We start from the raw sequence: 16,348 nt of genomic DNA, 5'->3' as shown, positions 1-16,348 counted from the left end.
CTCAACGGTTTCGGAAAGCCCTTTACCATCGATTTGCACCAAACTCGGTGCAGTCCTCCTTCATCCTGGCTTTTGAGAAAACATTGATGTATCGAATCATGCGTTATGGAGTGGCCCTGACAGTCGCTCTGTTATCGCTGACCGCGCAAGCGGACCTGCAAGAACAGCTTGATGCCCTGGAACCGGGTGCGAGCTTTGAGCTTCCCCCTGAACAGATTTCGTCTCTGGCAATCCGGGTGCCCGGGGTGTCTGTGTCTTGCCATGCCGAGACGGTGATTGACCCCGGCGGGCAGGGCAATGCGGTGGATATCGTCGCCGAGAGGGTGACGTTTTCCGGATGTGCCGTTCACAACTGGGGCAGCAATCTGAACGAGCTGGATGCGGGGATTTTTGTGGCTCGGGAGGCCAGGGGCGCGGTGGTTGAGAACAATCGTTTGCAGGGGCCGGCGTTCGGGGTGTGGCTGGATGCAACGCCGGATGTGACGGTCCGCGATAATCGGATTCGCGGTGATGACAGTCTGCGTCCGAATGACCGGGGCAATGGGATTCATCTGTTCAATACCACCGGCGCGCTGATTGAAGGCAATGACATCCGTCGGACGCGGGATGCGATTTATATCGAGACGGCGAATAACAATACGATCCGGGGCAATGAGATGGCGGATCTGCGTTATGGCATTCATTACATGTACTCGATGAATAATCTGCTGGAGAACAATGTCACCCGTAACACGCGAACCGGTTATGCGCTGATGCAGAGCAAGCGTCTGACGGTGATTAACAACCGGTCGGTGAATGATGAGAACTACGGGATTCTGATGAATTTCATTACCCAGTCGGAGCTGCGGGGCAATGTGGTGACGGGTGTGTCCCAGGGGCAGACCGCCGGTGTTGCCATTGAGGGGGCTGAAGGTAAGGCGGTGTTTATCTACAACTCGCTGTACAACACCTTTGAAGGCAATGTCTTTGCCGACAGTAATATCGGCATTCATCTGACCGCGGGCTCGGAAGACAACGAGGTTTTTGACAACGCGTTCGTGAATAATCAGCGCCAGGTCAAGTATGTCGCCACCCGCACCCAGGAGTGGTCAAAAGGGAAGAAGGGCAATTACTGGAGTGATTACCTGGGCTGGGACCGGAATCAGGACGGCGTTGGCGATGTGCCCTATGAGCCCAATGACAACGTGGACCGGCTACTTTGGAAATACCCGGAAGCGAAGGTTCTGATGTTCAGCCCGGCGGTGGATACTCTGCGCTGGGTGCAGGATGCGTTTCCGGTGGTCAAGTCCGCCGGTGTGACCGATTCCCATCCCCTGATGCGGATGCCCGCAGAGCTTCAACCGGAGAACCGATGAGCTGTTTTCACCTTGATAATGTGAGTTACCGGTACGATAAGAGCCCGGTCCTTACGGGGATCGACCTGACTCTGGAGCCGGGGGAGATTCTGGGGTTGTTCGGCCATAACGGGGCCGGTAAGACAACCTGTATCAAGCTGATCCTGGGGCTCATGAACCCCAACCAGGGATCGGTTTCCGTGCTTGGCGGCCATGCCGGCGATCCGCAGGTAACCCAGCACATCGGTTACCTGCCGGAGAACGTGATGTTCTATCCGCAGCTGACCGGTCGGGAGATTCTGAACCATTTCGCACGGCTGAAGGGCGCCTCCCTGCAACAGGTGCCTCAACTGCTGGAACAGGTTGGCCTTGGCGATGCCATGGATGCTCGTACGAAGACATACTCGAAAGGCATGCGTCAGCGTCTTGGTCTGGCGCAGGCGCTGTTGGGCAAGCCGAAGCTGCTGATGCTGGACGAGCCTACCGTTGGTCTGGATCCGGTCGCCACGGCAGATCTGTACCGGCTGCTCCGGGAACTGTGTGAGGGAGGCACCGGCATTGTGCTGTGTTCCCATGTCCTGCCCGGTGTCGAACCTTATATTGACCGTGCAGCCATTCTCACCGATGGCGCACTGAAGGCTGCCGGCGATCTGGCGGCATTAAGGCGACAGGCCAATATGCCGGTAACCCTGTCTCTGGATCCCGCCAACAGTATCTCGGCGCTGGAACATGTGATCGACAGCGCTTCGAGCAGCAGTGGCCTGATCATCAAGTCCGATAGCGGGCGCCTGCGGGTGGATGTGCAGCCAAGGGATAAAATGGCCTTGCTGCATGCAGTGATGGCGTCGGGTGAAGTGGCAGATATCAGCATTCATCAACCCAGCCTGGAAGACATCTACGTGCACTTTATCGGTTCGGGTGGCCTGGCCCACCGGGGAGGCAGCCAATGAACAGTATCTGGACCATTGCCCGCAAGGAACTCAGTGACAGCCTGCGCAACCGCTGGCTGATGGCCATTTCCCTGGTTTTCGCCACCCTGGCTTTGGGCATCGCCTGGTTTGGCGCCGCCGCCTCAGGGCAGGTGGGATATGCCTCCACGCCGGCCACCATTGCCAGCCTTGCGAGCCTTGGAATCTTCCTGATCCCGTTGATTGCACTGTTGCTGGCCTACGATGCCATCGTCGGGGAAGAAGAGGGTGGAACCCTGCTGTTACTGTTGACCTACCCTCTCAGCCGCAGCCAGTTGCTGCTCGGCAAGTTCCTGGGCCATGGCCTGACCCTGGCTTTCGCCACTGTGATTGGCTTCGGCGTCGCCGGCGTGGCCATTGCGGTGCTGGTGGAAAACGTTGCCATTGCCAGTCTCGCAGCAGCCATGCTGCGGTTTATTGGCTCCACCGTGCTTCTGGGGTGGGGCTTCATTGCCCTTGCCTACGTGATCAGTGTCCGGGTCAGCGAAAAGCCCATCGCCGCCGGCCTGGCCCTGGCGATCTGGTTCTTCTTCGTGCTGATCTTCGATCTGATGCTGCTGGGTACCCTCGTGGCGAGTGAAGGCCAGTTCAGCGCGGAACTGTTGCCCTGGCTGTTGATGCTCAATCCCACGGATATCTACCGCCTGCTCAATATCGTTGCCTTCGGCGACAGCGCCCAGCTAAGTGGCGTCCTCAGCCTCGGTGCCGATCTGCCCATCGGCGCCGCTGGCCTCTGGATTGGTCTGGTGCTGTGGTTCGCTATCCCGCTGGCGGGTGCCTTGTTACTTTTCCGAAACCGTCGTATCTGAACGGAGTTATCCCGATGAACAGAAGTAAACTCAACTGGCTCCTCGCCGCTCTGGCAGCCATAACCCTCACCGCCTGTTCGGGCAATGAGGAGCAGACCATGGCCAAACCCGAACCGGTGCATTTCGAAAGCGGCGATGAATGCCACGTCTGCGGCATGGTGATCTCCAATTTCCCGGGCCCCAAGGGTGAGGCCATAACCGAGAAAGAGCAGCACGTCCGTAAGTTCTGCTCCACCAAGGACATGTTCGCCTGGATGCTCCAGCCGGAGAATGAAAACCGTGATCACACCCTCTACGTCCACGACATGACCCAGACCGAGTGGGAGCATCCGGACGACACCGCCCTGATCGACGCCCGGGACGCTTTCTTCGTGGTTGGCTCTGACCGCTCGGGCGCCATGGGGCCGACGCTTGCCTCCTTTGCGACCGAGGAAGCCGCCCACGGGTTCATGATGGAACATGGCGGTGAGGTTCTGAAATACAGTTCGATCACCATGGAGCATCTGAATACCGGCCTGGCGAAGCATGGTATGGATGGTATGGACGGAATGGACGGAATGGACCACTAGAAATGAAAAAGGGTCAGATGAAAGCTTTCATCTGACCCTTTTGTTGTGCTGGTTGCTGTGCCGGCCGCTTAGCCGCCGGTCATGTTCATGAACCGGAGGATCTGCACATCCCCGTTGCTGGAGAAGTGATGCCGCTCCGGCTTCAGATCCATGGCATTGATAATGGTTTCCCGCAACTTGTCATCAGTCACCGGATTGCCCCGTAGCACCCTGCGCAGATCCACCGAGTGCTCGTTACCCAGGCACAGCAGCAGCCGACCTTCGACGGTCACCCGCACCCGGTTACAGGTAGAACAGAAGTTGTGGGAATGGGGAGAAATGAAACCGACCCGGGTCTCGCTGTCTTCCATGCGGTAATAACGGGCGGGACCGCCGGAATCCTCGGTAGCGGGCACCAGCTCGTGATGCTTGCGGATGATGTCCCGAACTTCTTCGCTGGTGCAAAGCGCCAGGCCCCGATCGTGTTCGGAAATCTCACCCAACGGCATCTCTTCGATAAAGCTGATATCCACCTTTTTCTTGCGGGCGAACTCGATCAGCTCCGGGATCTCCTCGTCGTTGCGGCCCTTCATCACCACTGTATTGATCTTGATGCCCCGGAAGCCAGCTTCCCGGGCAGCATCAATACCGTCCAGCACATGTGACAGTTTGCCGGTGCGGGTGATGTTGCGGAATTTGTCGGCGTCCAGGGAATCCAGGCTGATGTTCAGGCGATGCATCCCCGCCTTGCGCAGAGGCTCGGCCATGGTGGTGAGCTGGCTTCCATTGGTGGTCATGGCAAAGTCGCGCAGACCGTAAGTGCCAATCTCCTTTACCAGCTCCAGGATATCCTTGCGTACCAGCGGCTCGCCGCCGGTCAGACGAATTTTTTCGGTACCCAGGTCAACGAAGTTGCGGGCAACGCGGGCGATTTCTTCCAGGGTGAGAACCTGCTGGCGGGGCAGGAAAGTCATGTCCTCGGCCATACAGTACACGCAGCGGAAATCGCACCGGTCAGTGACGGACAGACGCACGTAGTTGACGGTGCGACCAAAACGGTCTGTCAGCTTGTTCTGGGGCATCGGGTTGGTCCTGTTGCCGATTGTTTTTTAACCTGAGTATAGACCAAGTATTGCAGATCGGATCACCAATTCCGATACCCCTCGGGAGGTAAGCCTGCTGTCAGGTAATTCAGAGTGGGCCGTCCCTGGCCCGGGCTCTTTTTTTCAGGCGCTGAGCTCGCTGGTTGCGCCGCTTTCATCGGTTTCGAGGGCAACCGGCTCCAGATCCGGGAAGAAAACGCCCTTCACGACTTGCCAGGTTACGGCGAGTGCGCCAACGATGAAGACCACGTCGCCAACGGTTCTGACCCAGCGCAGGGTTTGCAGGATATCGCTCTGCATGAAGGCTTCACTGCGTGCGTACCACAGGCCCTCGCTGGCGCTGGCAATGAACTGGATGATGCCGACGGGCAACAGGCTGGTGAACAGCATCAGCACCAGCCAGAACACGATGCCGAGGAACTTGCCAATCTGCCAGAGGCGGCCAAGGTCTACATACTCGTAACCCTGGTGGCCCAGCATGACCTGGAAGGTGAACAGGCCAACCACCAGCAAAAGGTATTTGCCCAGTGCTTTTTGCGAAGGCGTCAGCCCAACCTCGCTGAGCGGGTCCTTGAGTGGGGCCTGTGGTTCTTCATCTTCTTTGCGAAGGAAGGCCCAGGCCCAGACCAGGCAGTCCAGAAGAAAAACTCGGTCATCCGCTCGCGACGCTCGGCGCTGGGCAGGGTGTTTTCCTTCATGGCGTAGTTTTCGCGGGTTGACTGCAGTTCCGGAGCGTCGCTGAACAGTCGGCTGTAGTAGTCGGCTGTTCTGGCAATAGCTTCGCTCCTGCGCTCGGAAAGCTGCAGAGTGCTGGTAGCGGCGTCGTAGGTATTGGTGCGGTACTCGGTCTTCAGGTCGTACTGCAGGGCGTTCTGCTGCTGCCCGCTGAGGCTGTGCCATTCCTGCCCGTACTCTTCCAGGGCTGCGATTTCCAGCCAGGTTTCCAGTTCACGGTGCAGCCAGTCGGCGGTCCAGTCCGGTGCCTGGTAGGCACCGTGGCCCCAGATCGAGCCAAGCTGCATGCCTCCGACGGACTGCCAGGCAGTTTGTCCATCAAGAATGCTTTCCTCGGTCATCAGGGTGTCGCCGTCGGCGGACACAACGCGATCCGGGATGGGCGGTGCTTCGCGGTACACCTCGGCACCGAAATACCCCAGGAGCGTGAAGGTTACTGCCAGGATTCCGATCAGCAAAAACCAGAGGCGGCGGTACTTAGCCATGGTGCGCTCCTCCCAGTCGGGTCGGGTAGGCGTCTTTCTGTTTCATAACACTGTCTCCTCATTAAACATTTATTTAAGATAAATCTTTATGCAGGAATTTTGATTTGATGCATTTAAGGTGTCAAATTTATTTTGTGGGTATATCGGAAGTCGTAGATGGGTAAGGGAAGGTTTTTAGGTGGGTGACTTTCTACGGTTTGATTTTTTTCTGGTGCCGGCTTAGCATTAAGATGTATTTATAGTAAATGTTATAGGTGGATTCATGAGTGAATACGAAAAGTGGCTTTTCACAGCAAACAGCACCCTGGGACTGTCAGTGTTGGGTTTGATGGTTACAATTCTGCTTGCATACCCGTTGGCGGGCGCGCTTGCACTGTCTGTGCAAATTGCTGCCCATATCGGAACCCTGGTTTTTGCGGTCGGTATCAAGGTGGCCTATGTGGCGCGTCTGGTTTTTCTCAGCCGTTTGGGCAGACCTGTCCATTGAATCCCGGTAGAATAGATGCAGTTATGAACCTTGGTGAGAACCCCGTGATGGGCGATCGTTTTGGGAAAACCGGATTTCGTATTCTTGCGTATATCTCGATTACGCTGGCTGCTGCAGGAGTGGTTCTGCCGTTGTTGCCCACAACACCCTTCGTTCTGCTGGCCGCATTTTTTGCCAGCAAGGGGTCTCCGGCTTTTGCTCAGTGGCTTGAAGACCATCCCAGGTTTGGTCCTGCCATTGATCAGTGGCGTACACGCAGGGCAGTGCCGGCACGGGCGAAGGTGCTGGCGTGCAGCATGATGGCCCTGAGTTGGGGGATGCTGTTTGCGTTGGGAGCGTCAGCGATGGTGTTGGGCATTTCTGGCGTATTTTTGTGCGGCACCGCCTGTTATCTGGTAACCCGACCTTCTTATTGAACGATTGCACACACGACTGGAGTATTGAATGCACATCACCCGCTACACGGATTATTCACTTCGAGTACTGATATATCTGGCAGTTCAGGGTGATCGTCTGGCGACCATTCAGGAAATCGCTGACAGCTATGACATTTCCAAAAACCACCTCATGAAGGTGGTGCACCAGCTGAACAAGAAGGGCTACATTGAAACCATCCGGGGCAAAAAGGGTGGAATGCGTCTGCATCGGGCGCCCTCGGATATTAACGTTGGTATCCTGGTACGGGAAACCGAACAGGACCTGAGCATCGTGGAGTGCTTTTCCTCCAAGAACGCCTGCAAGATAACCCCCGTGTGTGGCCTGAAATCGATGTTCGGTGAGGCGTTGAAGGCCTTCCTGGAAGTGCTGGACAAGTACACCCTGGCCGATGTTATCCAGGATCAGCACAGGCCCCAGCTCTTGAGATTACTTCAGATAGCCTGACGCGGCCAGGCGCGCCCTTGGCGCCTGGCCGCTCCAGCCCTGTCAGGCCGCTCTGGCCATTCCCATCAACTTCTCCGGCAGTGAATGTCGGAGTATGCGTTTGACTACCGTGCCGTACTGCTTGGCAAAACTGCCGGTGTTGTAGTGAATGCCGTGCTTTCGACACACCGCCTGTACCTTCCCGGAAATCTCCGGATACCGGTGGGCGGGCAGGTCCGGGAACACGTGGTGTTCCACCTGGTAGCTAAGATGGCCGCTCAGAATATGAAGCCAGCGGCCCCCGGTGAAGTTTGAGGACCCCGTGAGCTGGCGCAAATACCAGTGGCCCTTGCTCTCGCCCTCGCATTCCTCCTCTGTGAAGGTTTCCGCATCCTGGGTAAAGTGGCCACAAAAAATCACCGTGGATGACCAGAGATTACGGATCAGGTTGGCGCCCACATTCCCCGCCAGAACAATCGGAGCCACCGGAAAGGTAAGCAGCGGGAAGAAAACGTAGTCCTTGAAGGCCTGGCGGCCACCCTTGCGGGCGAATTGCTTCAGGAACGGCAGTTTTTCCCGCCAGCTTATTTCCCGGCTTCGCAGCTTCTCGGTTTCAAGTTCGTGCAGGCCCACGCCCCATTGGAAGAACACGCTCAGCAGAATGTAATTGATGAACTGCAGCGTGTGCCAGGGTTTCCAGGGCTCGTCATCGGTCAGTCGTAAGACGGCGTAGCCGTAGTCACGGTCCTTGCCGATGATGTTGGTGTAGGTGTGATGTTCATAGTTATGGGTACGGCGCCAGGAGTCACCTGTGCAGACCGTATCCCACTCGTAGGTCTGGGAATTCAGGCTCGGGTCGTTCATCCAGTCATACTGGCCGTGCATGACATTGTGACCGATCTCCATATTTTCCAGGATCTTGGCAATGCCGAGGGTTGCCGTGGCAGCAACGAACACCGGCGGAAGGAAGCCGAATGGCATCATGATCCGGCCACCGGCCTCAAGACTCCGGTGCAGCCGGATCATTCTCCGGATGTAACGTGCGTCCCGTTCTCCGAGGTCCGCCAGAACCTCCTCCCGGATCGCGTTCAGATCGGTTTCAAGTTCTGCGAGTTGCGCTTCGGTCATCTTTTTCATGGTCATACTCCCTGCGGTGCGCTCAGGCCCCGCAATAAAATCGGATGTGGGTTCTTAAAGGTCGAGTGAGACCGGGCCGCGGGGAACGGAGATACAAAGTTGGACAGTCTCCTCGCCGGGGCCGGAAGTTTGGCCGGTCAGACGGTTGATGACGGTACCCGTGGTTTTCCGGCAACTGCACTGGTGGCAGATGCCCATGCGGCATCCGTGGCGCGGTGTCAGTCCGGCGGCCTCGGCGATTTCCAGCAGGGTGGCATCGCCCTCGGAATCGACCATCATCTGGCTGCTCTCAAACTGAACCTCACCACCGAGTGTTTCGTTTCCAAGGTTGGCACTTGGCACTGAAAAGAACGTGCTGTGGATATCCGCGTCAGCAAAGCCTCTCTCGGAGAGGAGGCCCTGGGCCAGATCCATCAGGCCTTTGGGGCCGCAGAGATAGACCTGCCGAGCCTTGATGCCTGGCACTGTGTCCAGATCCTGGCCACGCAGGTAGCGGGGTTCCCTGGACTCGTTGGTGGCGATGATATTAAGCGTGAGGGCGCTATAGCGTGCCTTCAGGGCCAACAGTTTCTCCCGGGCAATAACGTCATCACGGGTTCTGACGAAATACAGCAGAGTCACCGGTGCCCGGTAATCCTGGGCCGCCATGGTCTCAAGCTGGCTCAACACTGGCGTGATGCCGCTGCCACCGGCAATAAACAGCACCGGTTGGGCCGGTTCTGGTATCAGAAAATCACCAAAGGCTTCGCCCAGACCGATTACCGCCCCAGTTTGCAGGTGATCGTGAAGCCAGTTGGTCACCAGGCCGCCGGGAAGGCGTTTGATGGTCAGCGTGACCAGTCCCTGTTCCTGCCAGAGCAGGGGTGAGCTCGAGAGGCTGAACGTACGGTTTCGGCGTACTCCATCCACTTCAACACAGATGTTCACATGCTGGCCCGCGCGGAAGCCCGACCAGCGCCTGGCCGGTTTCAGAACCAGTGTCTTGGTGTCCCCGGTTTCAGAAAGGATCTGCTCCACTCTGGCCGGTGTGTACTCTTGTACCCACATGGGGTTGATGCGTTCCAGCAGTGGGTCAAAAAACGCTTCCGGGTCATCCCGGTTGAATAGCTGCCTTCCGAGCCAGTGAAGGGCTTTTTGCTGGGTCTGTTTCGCTAACATGATCGTTGCCTCCCTGAGGCTTTTCGCTGTCCGTGTGTACAAGTGTTCACTTATGTGTACGAATGTACACACGACTACGTAAACTGACAACGGCTGAGCTCGTAATGGCTCAAAATGACAAGCATTCTGTACTTTTATTTTTTGGGATGTGTACACTTGTGAACCATTGGCTAACGGCAGGCGGTATGGGTACAGGATGGCGGAAAAACAGCGAAGAAAGCCCGGTGAAACCCGCGAGAAACTGATGACCGCGGCGTTAACCCTGGTAGGCAAGGGCAGGCATTTCGCCAGTCTTGGTATCCGGGAGGTGACACGTCAGGCAGGCGTGGTGCCCACCTCGTTTTACCGGCATTTCCGCAATATGGACGATCTGGGGTTGCAGCTTGTGGATGAGCTGGGCCTGGTGCTACGCAGGATGATGCGAGAAGCCCGCGCGAATGTGTTGCAGGCGGACAAACTGATTGAAGAATCGGTGGCCATCTTTATCAGCCACGCGCAGGCCAACCGGAGTTTCTTTCTGTTCATGGCCCAGGGGCTGGCCGGTGAGAGCAGGGCAGTGCAGGAAGGTATCCGGAGCGAGATGCGTTTCTTTGCCAGTGAGCTTGCGAATGATCTGCGCAGGTTGAGGCTGGTGGACCATCTGACCGATCAGGATCTGGACATGACCTGTGACCTGGTGGTGCGCAGTGTCGCCTTCAGCCTGACTGATCTGCTCGGCGTATCCGCCGAAGACGACTATCAGATCGAGCAGATCAGGAAGCGGACCACCCGCTTCCTGCAACTGATTTTCGTGGGCGCCGCCCACTGGCAAAGCGCGGGCTGATTGTCCGTTGTATCAGTCCGCTTTACTCTTTTTCGTCGACTGTTTGCGCGGCGCACTGGGCTTGGCCGCAGCTTTCGGTTTGGCCTTTGGCGGAAGAATCAGGCTTTCCAGTTCGTCCAGTGCTTCACCCGTGTAAACCGCAAGTCTCTGCATACTTGGCAGGGTATCCCTGCAGCCCGTATAGCCGAAGTTCAGTGAGCCGTCATAGCTCAGGCAGGTGATGTTCAAAGCGCCACCGTGAGTAATCAGCGAGACAGGGTACATGGCTTCCAGTTTCGCGCCCTCGTAGTAGAGCGTTCTCTGGGGCCCCGGCACATTGGAGATCGTGACGTTAAATACCGGCCGCATGCGACCGCCAAGGCCGGACATCAGCTGCAGTATATAAGGCGACATCAGGAGCATGGTGTACTGGGTGAGCGCGCTTTTGGGCAGCTTCTGCAAATGCTCTTTGGCCCTTCGCGTTGACGCCTTGATGTTTTGCAGGCGGGTCAGCGGATCGGCTTCGTCGGTCGCAAGCGAAGAGATCATGAAACTGATCTGGGTGCCTGTCCCTTCGTCATCGGACGGCCGGATGTTGACCGGTATGCCGGCGGTGAGGGGAGCGTCCGGCAGTTCATTCTGTTCCAGCAGAAAACGCCTGAGGGCAGTTCCGCACAGGTACAGAACGATATCGTTGAGGGAAGCGCCGGAAACGTGGGCAAGTTCCTTGATCCTGTCGAGCTGATAATGCTGGGTGGCAAACCGGCGCTGGCCGGTGACCCGATGATTGATCTTGGAGACGGGCCCGGTGAACGGCGCCGTCAGACCGTCCTCGGGGTGGCGGACCGAATGCACCAGCCGGTTGCCCGCCTGCAGCAGACGCGGTGCCATATCTGCCTGCAGTTTCAGGGCATCCATGGCCTGTGAAACCGCACCGGGCACGCTGGCCTCGGAATCGGATTTGCTGCCGCGACGGCGCTCCGGCCGAACCGACCAGGGTGGCGGCATGTCCCGTTTGTCGGGATCGGTTGTCAGTACACGTTGCATCAGGCGTACACCACTGATGCCATCAATCATGGAATGATGCATCTTGGTGTAGAGCGCAAAACGGTTATTCTCGAGGCCCTCGATAACGTGGCATTCCCAGAGCGGGCGGGCAAAATCCAGGGGGTTGGAGTGCAGGCGCGATACCAGTATGCCCAGTTCCCGTTCACCGCCGGGGCGCGGCAGTGCCGAGTGACGCACGTGGTAATCCAGATCGATTTTCTTGTCGACTTTCCAGCCCGGCGCCAGTACCCGACCCAACAGTCCGGACCAGGCAAGCTTTAAACCCCAGGGGGGCGCGACATCGCCGGTTTCCTTCATGCGGGTCACCATGTCCCGGAGGAAGGTTTCAGGGGCGCCCTCCGGTAGCGAAAAGATCTGCAGGTTGCCCACATGCATGGGGGTGTCTTCAGATTCTACGGCCAGCCAAGAGGCATCCAGCGTTCCCAGGCGTTTCATTCCTTGTGCGTCTCCACCAGTATCCAGGTATTTTAGTTATCTCATGCAAGTATACTTGCAACTGCTTCGTGACACGATGTTTCAGGTCATAAAGTTCCCCGGTTCTGCAGTGCCGTACCACCTCAAACCTTTGCCGTTTTAGTCTCCCGAAAGAGGCGAGTGTGTGCTACTTTTCATCGGTTGGTTGCAGTAAAAACAAAAACATCCGGAGGCGTTGTGGAATCCAGCCCGCTTATCTCGGCAGGACTGCCGATTGCTCTGTTCATCATCATGATCGGTATCGGCATGACCCTGACGATACGAGACTTCCGCCAGGTGGCGGTGTATCCGAAAGGGATGATCGTCGGCACCATTGCCCAGATTCTCGTCATGCCCCTCATCGCCTTCATGCTGGCCACGTTGCTGGCGGTTCCGCCGGCCATAGCGGTCGGACTGGTGATCATCGCCGCCTGCCCCGGAGGCACAACCTCGAATCTGTTTGTGCTGCTCTCGCGGGGGAACATTGCCCTCTCCATAGTACTGACCGTCAGCGCCAGCCTGATCACCATTCTTACCCTGCCGCTGTTTACCAATATTGCCCTTCAGTACTACATGGGAACCGAGGAAGACATTGTGCTGCCGGTCTGGAAAACCGTGGGCATGCTGATTGGCATCGTGCTCTTCCCGGTCGCCATCGGGATGGTGGTTCGTACCCGCAAGCCAGAAGTTGCCCGCAAGGCAGAAAGCATTGTGAGTATCTTCGGCGGTATCGTGCTGGCGGTGCTGATCGTGGCGCTGGTGTACGGTGTTCGCGACCAGATCTGGGAGCTCCTGAAGCAGGCGGGGCCGGCAACCATCCTGTTGAATCTGGCCGGTATTGGTCTCGGCCTGGCGGCCGGCCGGATGGCGGGTCTGACCCAGCGGGAATCCCTGGCAGTGGCGGTGGAGCTGGGTGTAAAGAACGGCACCATTGCCCTCATGGTCACTCTGACTCTGCTGGAATCCAGCGCCATGTCGATCCCGGCTGCGGTCTACGGGGTGCTGATGTTCCCCATCGGCTTTGTTCTCGCCATGTATGGTCGAAGCATCATTCCCATTTCGACGGTACAGAGCAAAAACTGACTGGAGTCCTGCGTTATGCAGTTCCTGAACGGCATTACCCTTCTGCTTGTCTACCAGTTGATAGGGGAGATTACAGTTCGCTTGCTCGGTGTTCCCATCCCCGGGCCCGTACTTGGCATGGTGATGCTGTTCGTAACTTTGATGATACGGGGCAAGGCGCCGGAGTCTGTCGATCAGGCGTCCACGGCCTTGCTCAGTCATCTCTCGCTTCTTTTCGTTCCGGCGGGCGTGGGCATGATGGCGCATTTTGGCCGCATCGCCGACGAGTGGGTCCCCATAACCCTGGCGCTGCTGTTAAGTACCGTGATAACCATGGTCGCCACCGCGCTGATCATGCAGGTGACCACCCGCTGGTTTGCAAAGCCGCTGGCCGAAAAGGAGGGCGGCGATGAATGAGCCGGGTCTGAAAGACATCTGGGTCTACCTTTCGACGTCCCCGCTCCTCGGACTGACCATTACCCTGGTGGCCTATGGTCTGGCCTACCGGCTGTACCTGAAAACCAACTCCAATCCGCTGGCCAATCCGGTGGTCACATCGGTGGCCATGCTCATCATCCTGTTGCTGGCCACCGGCACCTCCTACAGTGACTATTTTGAAGGCGGTCAGTTCGTTCACTTTCTGCTGGGACCGGCGACGGTGGCGTTGGCCGTTCCCCTGTATCAGCAGTTTTCCAGGCTTCGACAACTCTGGTTGCCGGTAACGATTTCGCTCTTCTGCGGCGTTGTCATCGCCGCCGGCAGCTCCATTGGCCTGGCTCGGCTTCTGGGTGGGTCCCCGGAGATCCAGATGTCCCTGGCGCCGAAATCGGCAACGGCACCGGTGGCCATGGGGATTTCCGAAAAAATCGGCGGGCTTCCGTCGCTGACTGCTGTATTGGTGGTCATCACGGGTATTACGGGCGCCGTTCTGGGCACCAAGTTGTTTGAATGGATCCGGGTTCGCGATGACACCGCCAAGGGCATTGCCATGGGCGTTGCGGCCCACGGTATCGGGACCGCCCGGGCATTTCAGGTAAGTTCGCAGATGGGCGCTTTTTCCGGGCTTGCGATGGCGCTTTCCGCCTTCGCTACCGCCTTGCTCGTGCCCTGGCTGGTCGATCTGCTTGAAGCCTGGATCCCCGCCTGAGCCGGCTCTTCCGATGGATTCAATGGGATAACTCCATTTCCCCATCGCTGGCGTACCCGTTATCAAGAGAAACCTTGATAAGCGAACCCTGAGGAGGCCCCTTGAGCAGGAATAACTACCTGGCAGTGCTTGTTCTGTCACCGGTGTGGATGTCGAGCTCGCTTCCGGCGATTGCACAGTCGTCATTGGACAACGATGAGGAGCTGGTGCTTCAAGTAACGTCACCAAGACTGGTTCGGGATCTGTACGAAACGCCCGCGGCAGTCTCGGTCATCAACGCACCCGATATCCGTGAGGGTCAGCAGCGTCTGCAACTGGATGAATCCCTCAATACCGTTCCGGGCCTGTTTTTTCAGAACCGCTACAACTTCGCCCAGAATCTCAGATTGTCTACTCGCGGATTTGGTGCCAGAGCGCCCTTCGGTATTCGGGGTATCCGGATTCAGGTGGATGGTATCCCCTACACGCTGCCCGATGGCCAGTCCCAGATCGATGCCATTGATCTGGATTCCGCCCAGCGAATCGAGGTCATTCGGGGGCCTGCCTCCGTTCAGTATGGGAATGCCGCGGGCGGTGTGATCGATATTTCCACTGCGTTGGGTGATGAGCTGCCCCAGGGCGGTCGGCTGCGGCTCGATGGCGGCAGTGACGACTATCGCAAGGCCGCGATACAGGGAAATGGCGTTGATGGTGATACCAGCGGCATAGCAACGCTTTCCTGGCTGACCTTTGATGGCCACCGGGAGCAGAGCAAGGCAGAGAAAGCACTGTTCAACGCCCGTGTGGCACGGGATCTGGATTCTGGACGGCGGATAACCGCCACATTCAACGCGCTGCATAACCCCAAATCCGAAGATCCGGGTGGGCTCACCCTGGCCCAGGCCGAAGAAGATCCGGAGCAGGCCACCGCATTGGCCAAGAGGCTGGACAGCAGCCAGACCGTGAACCAGCAGACCCTGGGTGTAAGATTTGAAGACTCGGGCGTCCTTCCCGGCCAACTCACCCTCGATACCTTCTACACTCACCGGGATTTCGCACAGCAGTTGCCGTTTCCCGGAAGCAGCCGCATAGCCTACGACCGGCACTTTTACGGCATCAGTTCCCAGTATCAGCAGGAATCGACGCTGGCCGGATTGCCTCTGGTGTGGGTAACCGGCCTGGATGTTCACCATCAGTCCGACGACCGGCGCCGCTATTCGGTGTCTATCGATGGCGATATCACCGGCCAGACCCAGGCGGAAAACCAGAGTGCTACCAATGTGGCGGTGTTTGGCCAGGGCGACCTGGCGCTGAGCGACGCACTCAACGTCTCCCTTGGCGTGCGGTTCGACCGGTTGCGTCTGGCCATTGACGACGACTGGCTGCAAGACGGTAACGATGATTCGGGCAACCGGACTTTCCGGGAATACAGTGGCGTTGCCGGTATCAGCTACAAGCTGGCACCGGCGCACCAGGTATACGCCACCCTCGGTACGGCGTTCGAGTCACCCACCTTTACCGAGTTTGCCAATCCGAATGGCGGCGGCTTCAATCCCGAGCTGGAGCCGCAGCAGGCATTGAATCGCGAGATGGGTATGCGCGGCATGCTTGGCCGTGGCCTCAGCTATGACATGGCCCTGTTCTCCATCCGGGTGGAGGACGAGATCCTGCCCTTTAACGTGGGCGATCAGACCTTCTACGAAAACGCCGGCGAAACCCGTCGCAATGGTTTTGAACTGGGTCTGGCCTGGGACCTTTCGTACGCCTAGCGGGTAACCAGCGCGCTGACCCTGGCGGATTACGAGCTAAGGGACTTTGTGGATGAGCAGGGCAACGACGCCAGCGGCAACGCTATTCCAGGTCTGCCGGAGCAACTCTGGGTGAGCGAGCTGGAGTGGCGCGGTGCAGCCGGTCGTTTCGCGGCTCTGGAGTGGCAGTATGTGGGCGAGTTCTACGCCGAAAACAGCAACCAGACCCAGGTGAGTGACTATTGGCTGGTCGGTATGCGTGCCGGCGATTCAGTACGGATGGCGGATCAGACCCTGAACCTGTATGCCGGAATCCGCAATCTGCTGGATCAGGACTACTTCAGTAACGTGCGGATAAATGCCAACGCGAACCGCCCTGTGGAAGACCGGGGCTATTTCGAACCCGCCCCGGGAAGAACTTTTTATGCGGGCCTGGAATGGGTATTCTGAGGGGCGATAACAAC

General features: G+C 57.8%; 17 protein-coding genes and 1 pseudogene. 12 read left to right on the top strand and 6 right to left on the bottom strand.

Going from position 1 to position 16,348, the window contains the following annotated elements; translation table 11 throughout:
• The first annotated feature begins 86 nt into the window (after positions 1-86).
• The 4 genes from AC5JQH_RS05875 to AC5JQH_RS05860 are packed head-to-tail and all read left to right on the top strand — an operon-like array spanning position 87 to position 3,680.
• On the top strand, positions 87-1,355 hold the full coding sequence (locus AC5JQH_RS05875) for a nitrous oxide reductase family maturation protein NosD (RefSeq protein ID WP_493805386.1): 1,269 nt from the start codon (positions 87-89) through the stop codon (positions 1,353-1,355).
• Positions 1,352-2,284, top strand: coding sequence for an ABC transporter ATP-binding protein (locus AC5JQH_RS05870; RefSeq protein WP_474545820.1), 933 nt, complete (start codon positions 1,352-1,354; stop codon positions 2,282-2,284). The genes AC5JQH_RS05875 and AC5JQH_RS05870 overlap by 4 nt, the downstream gene beginning before the upstream one ends.
• On the top strand, positions 2,281-3,111 hold the full coding sequence (locus AC5JQH_RS05865; RefSeq protein ID WP_053112948.1) for an ABC transporter permease: 831 nt from the start codon (positions 2,281-2,283) through the stop codon (positions 3,109-3,111). Before AC5JQH_RS05870 ends, AC5JQH_RS05865 begins: the two co-directional genes overlap by 4 nt.
• Before the next feature lie 14 nt (positions 3,112-3,125).
• Positions 3,126-3,680 carry a nitrous oxide reductase accessory protein NosL gene (locus tag AC5JQH_RS05860; protein WP_273069409.1) on the top strand — a complete coding sequence of 185 codons (555 nt, stop codon included), beginning with the start codon at positions 3,126-3,128 and terminating at the stop codon, positions 3,678-3,680.
• 68 nt (positions 3,681-3,748) lie between these two features.
• Here AC5JQH_RS05860 and moaA read toward each other — a convergent pair whose 3' ends face one another.
• From moaA to AC5JQH_RS05845, 3 genes are all read right to left on the bottom strand, one after another.
• Positions 3,749-4,741, bottom strand: a complete 993-nt coding sequence (gene moaA, locus AC5JQH_RS05855; protein ID WP_092032036.1) for a GTP 3',8-cyclase MoaA — start codon at positions 4,739-4,741, stop codon at positions 3,749-3,751.
• 144 nt (positions 4,742-4,885) lie between these two features.
• Positions 4,886-5,275, bottom strand: coding sequence for a hypothetical protein (locus AC5JQH_RS05850; RefSeq protein WP_474545822.1), 390 nt, complete (start codon positions 5,273-5,275; stop codon positions 4,886-4,888).
• Positions 5,276-5,307: 32 nt separating this feature from the next.
• On the bottom strand, positions 5,308-5,982 hold the full coding sequence (locus AC5JQH_RS05845) for a hypothetical protein (protein WP_493791527.1): 675 nt from the start codon (positions 5,980-5,982) through the stop codon (positions 5,308-5,310).
• A gap of 262 nt (positions 5,983-6,244) precedes the next feature.
• Here AC5JQH_RS05845 and AC5JQH_RS05840 point away from each other — a divergent pair, with 262 nt between their 5' ends.
• Genes AC5JQH_RS05840 through AC5JQH_RS05830 form a run of 3 tightly spaced genes read left to right on the top strand, consistent with a single transcriptional unit; the run spans position 6,245 to position 7,351 of the window.
• Complete coding sequence (locus AC5JQH_RS05840; RefSeq protein WP_008175371.1) at positions 6,245-6,469, top strand: hypothetical protein; 225 nt, start codon at positions 6,245-6,247, stop codon at positions 6,467-6,469.
• Positions 6,470-6,492: 23 nt separating this feature from the next.
• Positions 6,493-6,885 (top strand): YbaN family protein, encoded by a 393-nt coding sequence (locus AC5JQH_RS05835; protein ID WP_008175367.1) that lies wholly within the window; start codon positions 6,493-6,495, stop codon positions 6,883-6,885.
• 28 nt (positions 6,886-6,913) lie between these two features.
• Positions 6,914-7,351 (top strand): RrF2 family transcriptional regulator, encoded by a 438-nt coding sequence (locus AC5JQH_RS05830; RefSeq protein WP_008175365.1) that lies wholly within the window; start codon positions 6,914-6,916, stop codon positions 7,349-7,351.
• 42 nt (positions 7,352-7,393) lie between these two features.
• On the opposite strand, the gene AC5JQH_RS05825 is transcribed toward AC5JQH_RS05830, so the two are convergent.
• Both AC5JQH_RS05825 and AC5JQH_RS05820 read right to left on the bottom strand, forming a co-directional pair.
• Entirely contained in the window at positions 7,394-8,467 is a 1,074-nt protein-coding gene (locus tag AC5JQH_RS05825) for a fatty acid desaturase family protein (protein WP_008175363.1), read from the bottom strand.
• A gap of 54 nt (positions 8,468-8,521) precedes the next feature.
• Entirely contained in the window at positions 8,522-9,625 is a 1,104-nt protein-coding gene (locus AC5JQH_RS05820; RefSeq protein WP_104270710.1) for a ferredoxin reductase, read from the bottom strand.
• A 196-nt stretch (positions 9,626-9,821) separates the two neighbouring features.
• On the opposite strand from AC5JQH_RS05820, the gene AC5JQH_RS05815 reads away from it, so the two are divergent.
• Positions 9,822-10,448 (top strand): TetR family transcriptional regulator, encoded by a 627-nt coding sequence (locus AC5JQH_RS05815; protein WP_008175361.1) that lies wholly within the window; start codon positions 9,822-9,824, stop codon positions 10,446-10,448.
• A gap of 12 nt (positions 10,449-10,460) precedes the next feature.
• Here the strand turns inward: AC5JQH_RS05815 and AC5JQH_RS05810 are convergent, their stop codons facing one another.
• On the bottom strand, positions 10,461-11,930 hold the full coding sequence (locus tag AC5JQH_RS05810) for a WS/DGAT/MGAT family O-acyltransferase (protein ID WP_104270709.1): 1,470 nt from the start codon (positions 11,928-11,930) through the stop codon (positions 10,461-10,463).
• Between the two features lie 216 nt (positions 11,931-12,146).
• On the opposite strand from AC5JQH_RS05810, the gene AC5JQH_RS05805 reads away from it, so the two are divergent.
• The 4 genes and pseudogenes from AC5JQH_RS05805 to AC5JQH_RS05790 all read left to right on the top strand — a co-directional run bounded on the left by AC5JQH_RS05805 (position 12,147) and on the right by AC5JQH_RS05790 (position 16,334).
• Positions 12,147-13,031, top strand: coding sequence for a bile acid:sodium symporter family protein (locus AC5JQH_RS05805; RefSeq protein ID WP_008175359.1), 885 nt, complete (start codon positions 12,147-12,149; stop codon positions 13,029-13,031).
• Positions 13,032-13,046: 15 nt separating this feature from the next.
• Positions 13,047-13,427 (top strand): CidA/LrgA family protein, encoded by a 381-nt coding sequence (locus AC5JQH_RS05800; protein WP_008175358.1) that lies wholly within the window; start codon positions 13,047-13,049, stop codon positions 13,425-13,427.
• On the top strand, positions 13,420-14,157 hold the full coding sequence (locus AC5JQH_RS05795; protein WP_008175357.1) for an LrgB family protein: 738 nt from the start codon (positions 13,420-13,422) through the stop codon (positions 14,155-14,157). The genes AC5JQH_RS05800 and AC5JQH_RS05795 overlap by 8 nt, the downstream gene beginning before the upstream one ends.
• 149 nt (positions 14,158-14,306) lie before the next feature.
• Positions 14,307-16,334, top strand: a pseudogene (locus AC5JQH_RS05790) (TonB-dependent receptor family protein).
• Positions 16,335-16,348 lie beyond the last annotated feature (14 nt).

This window comes from Marinobacter sp. H13 (assembly GCF_059072335.1).
Note: the sequence above shows the minus strand (reverse complement) of the source record. Positions and strands in the feature narration are given on the sequence as shown.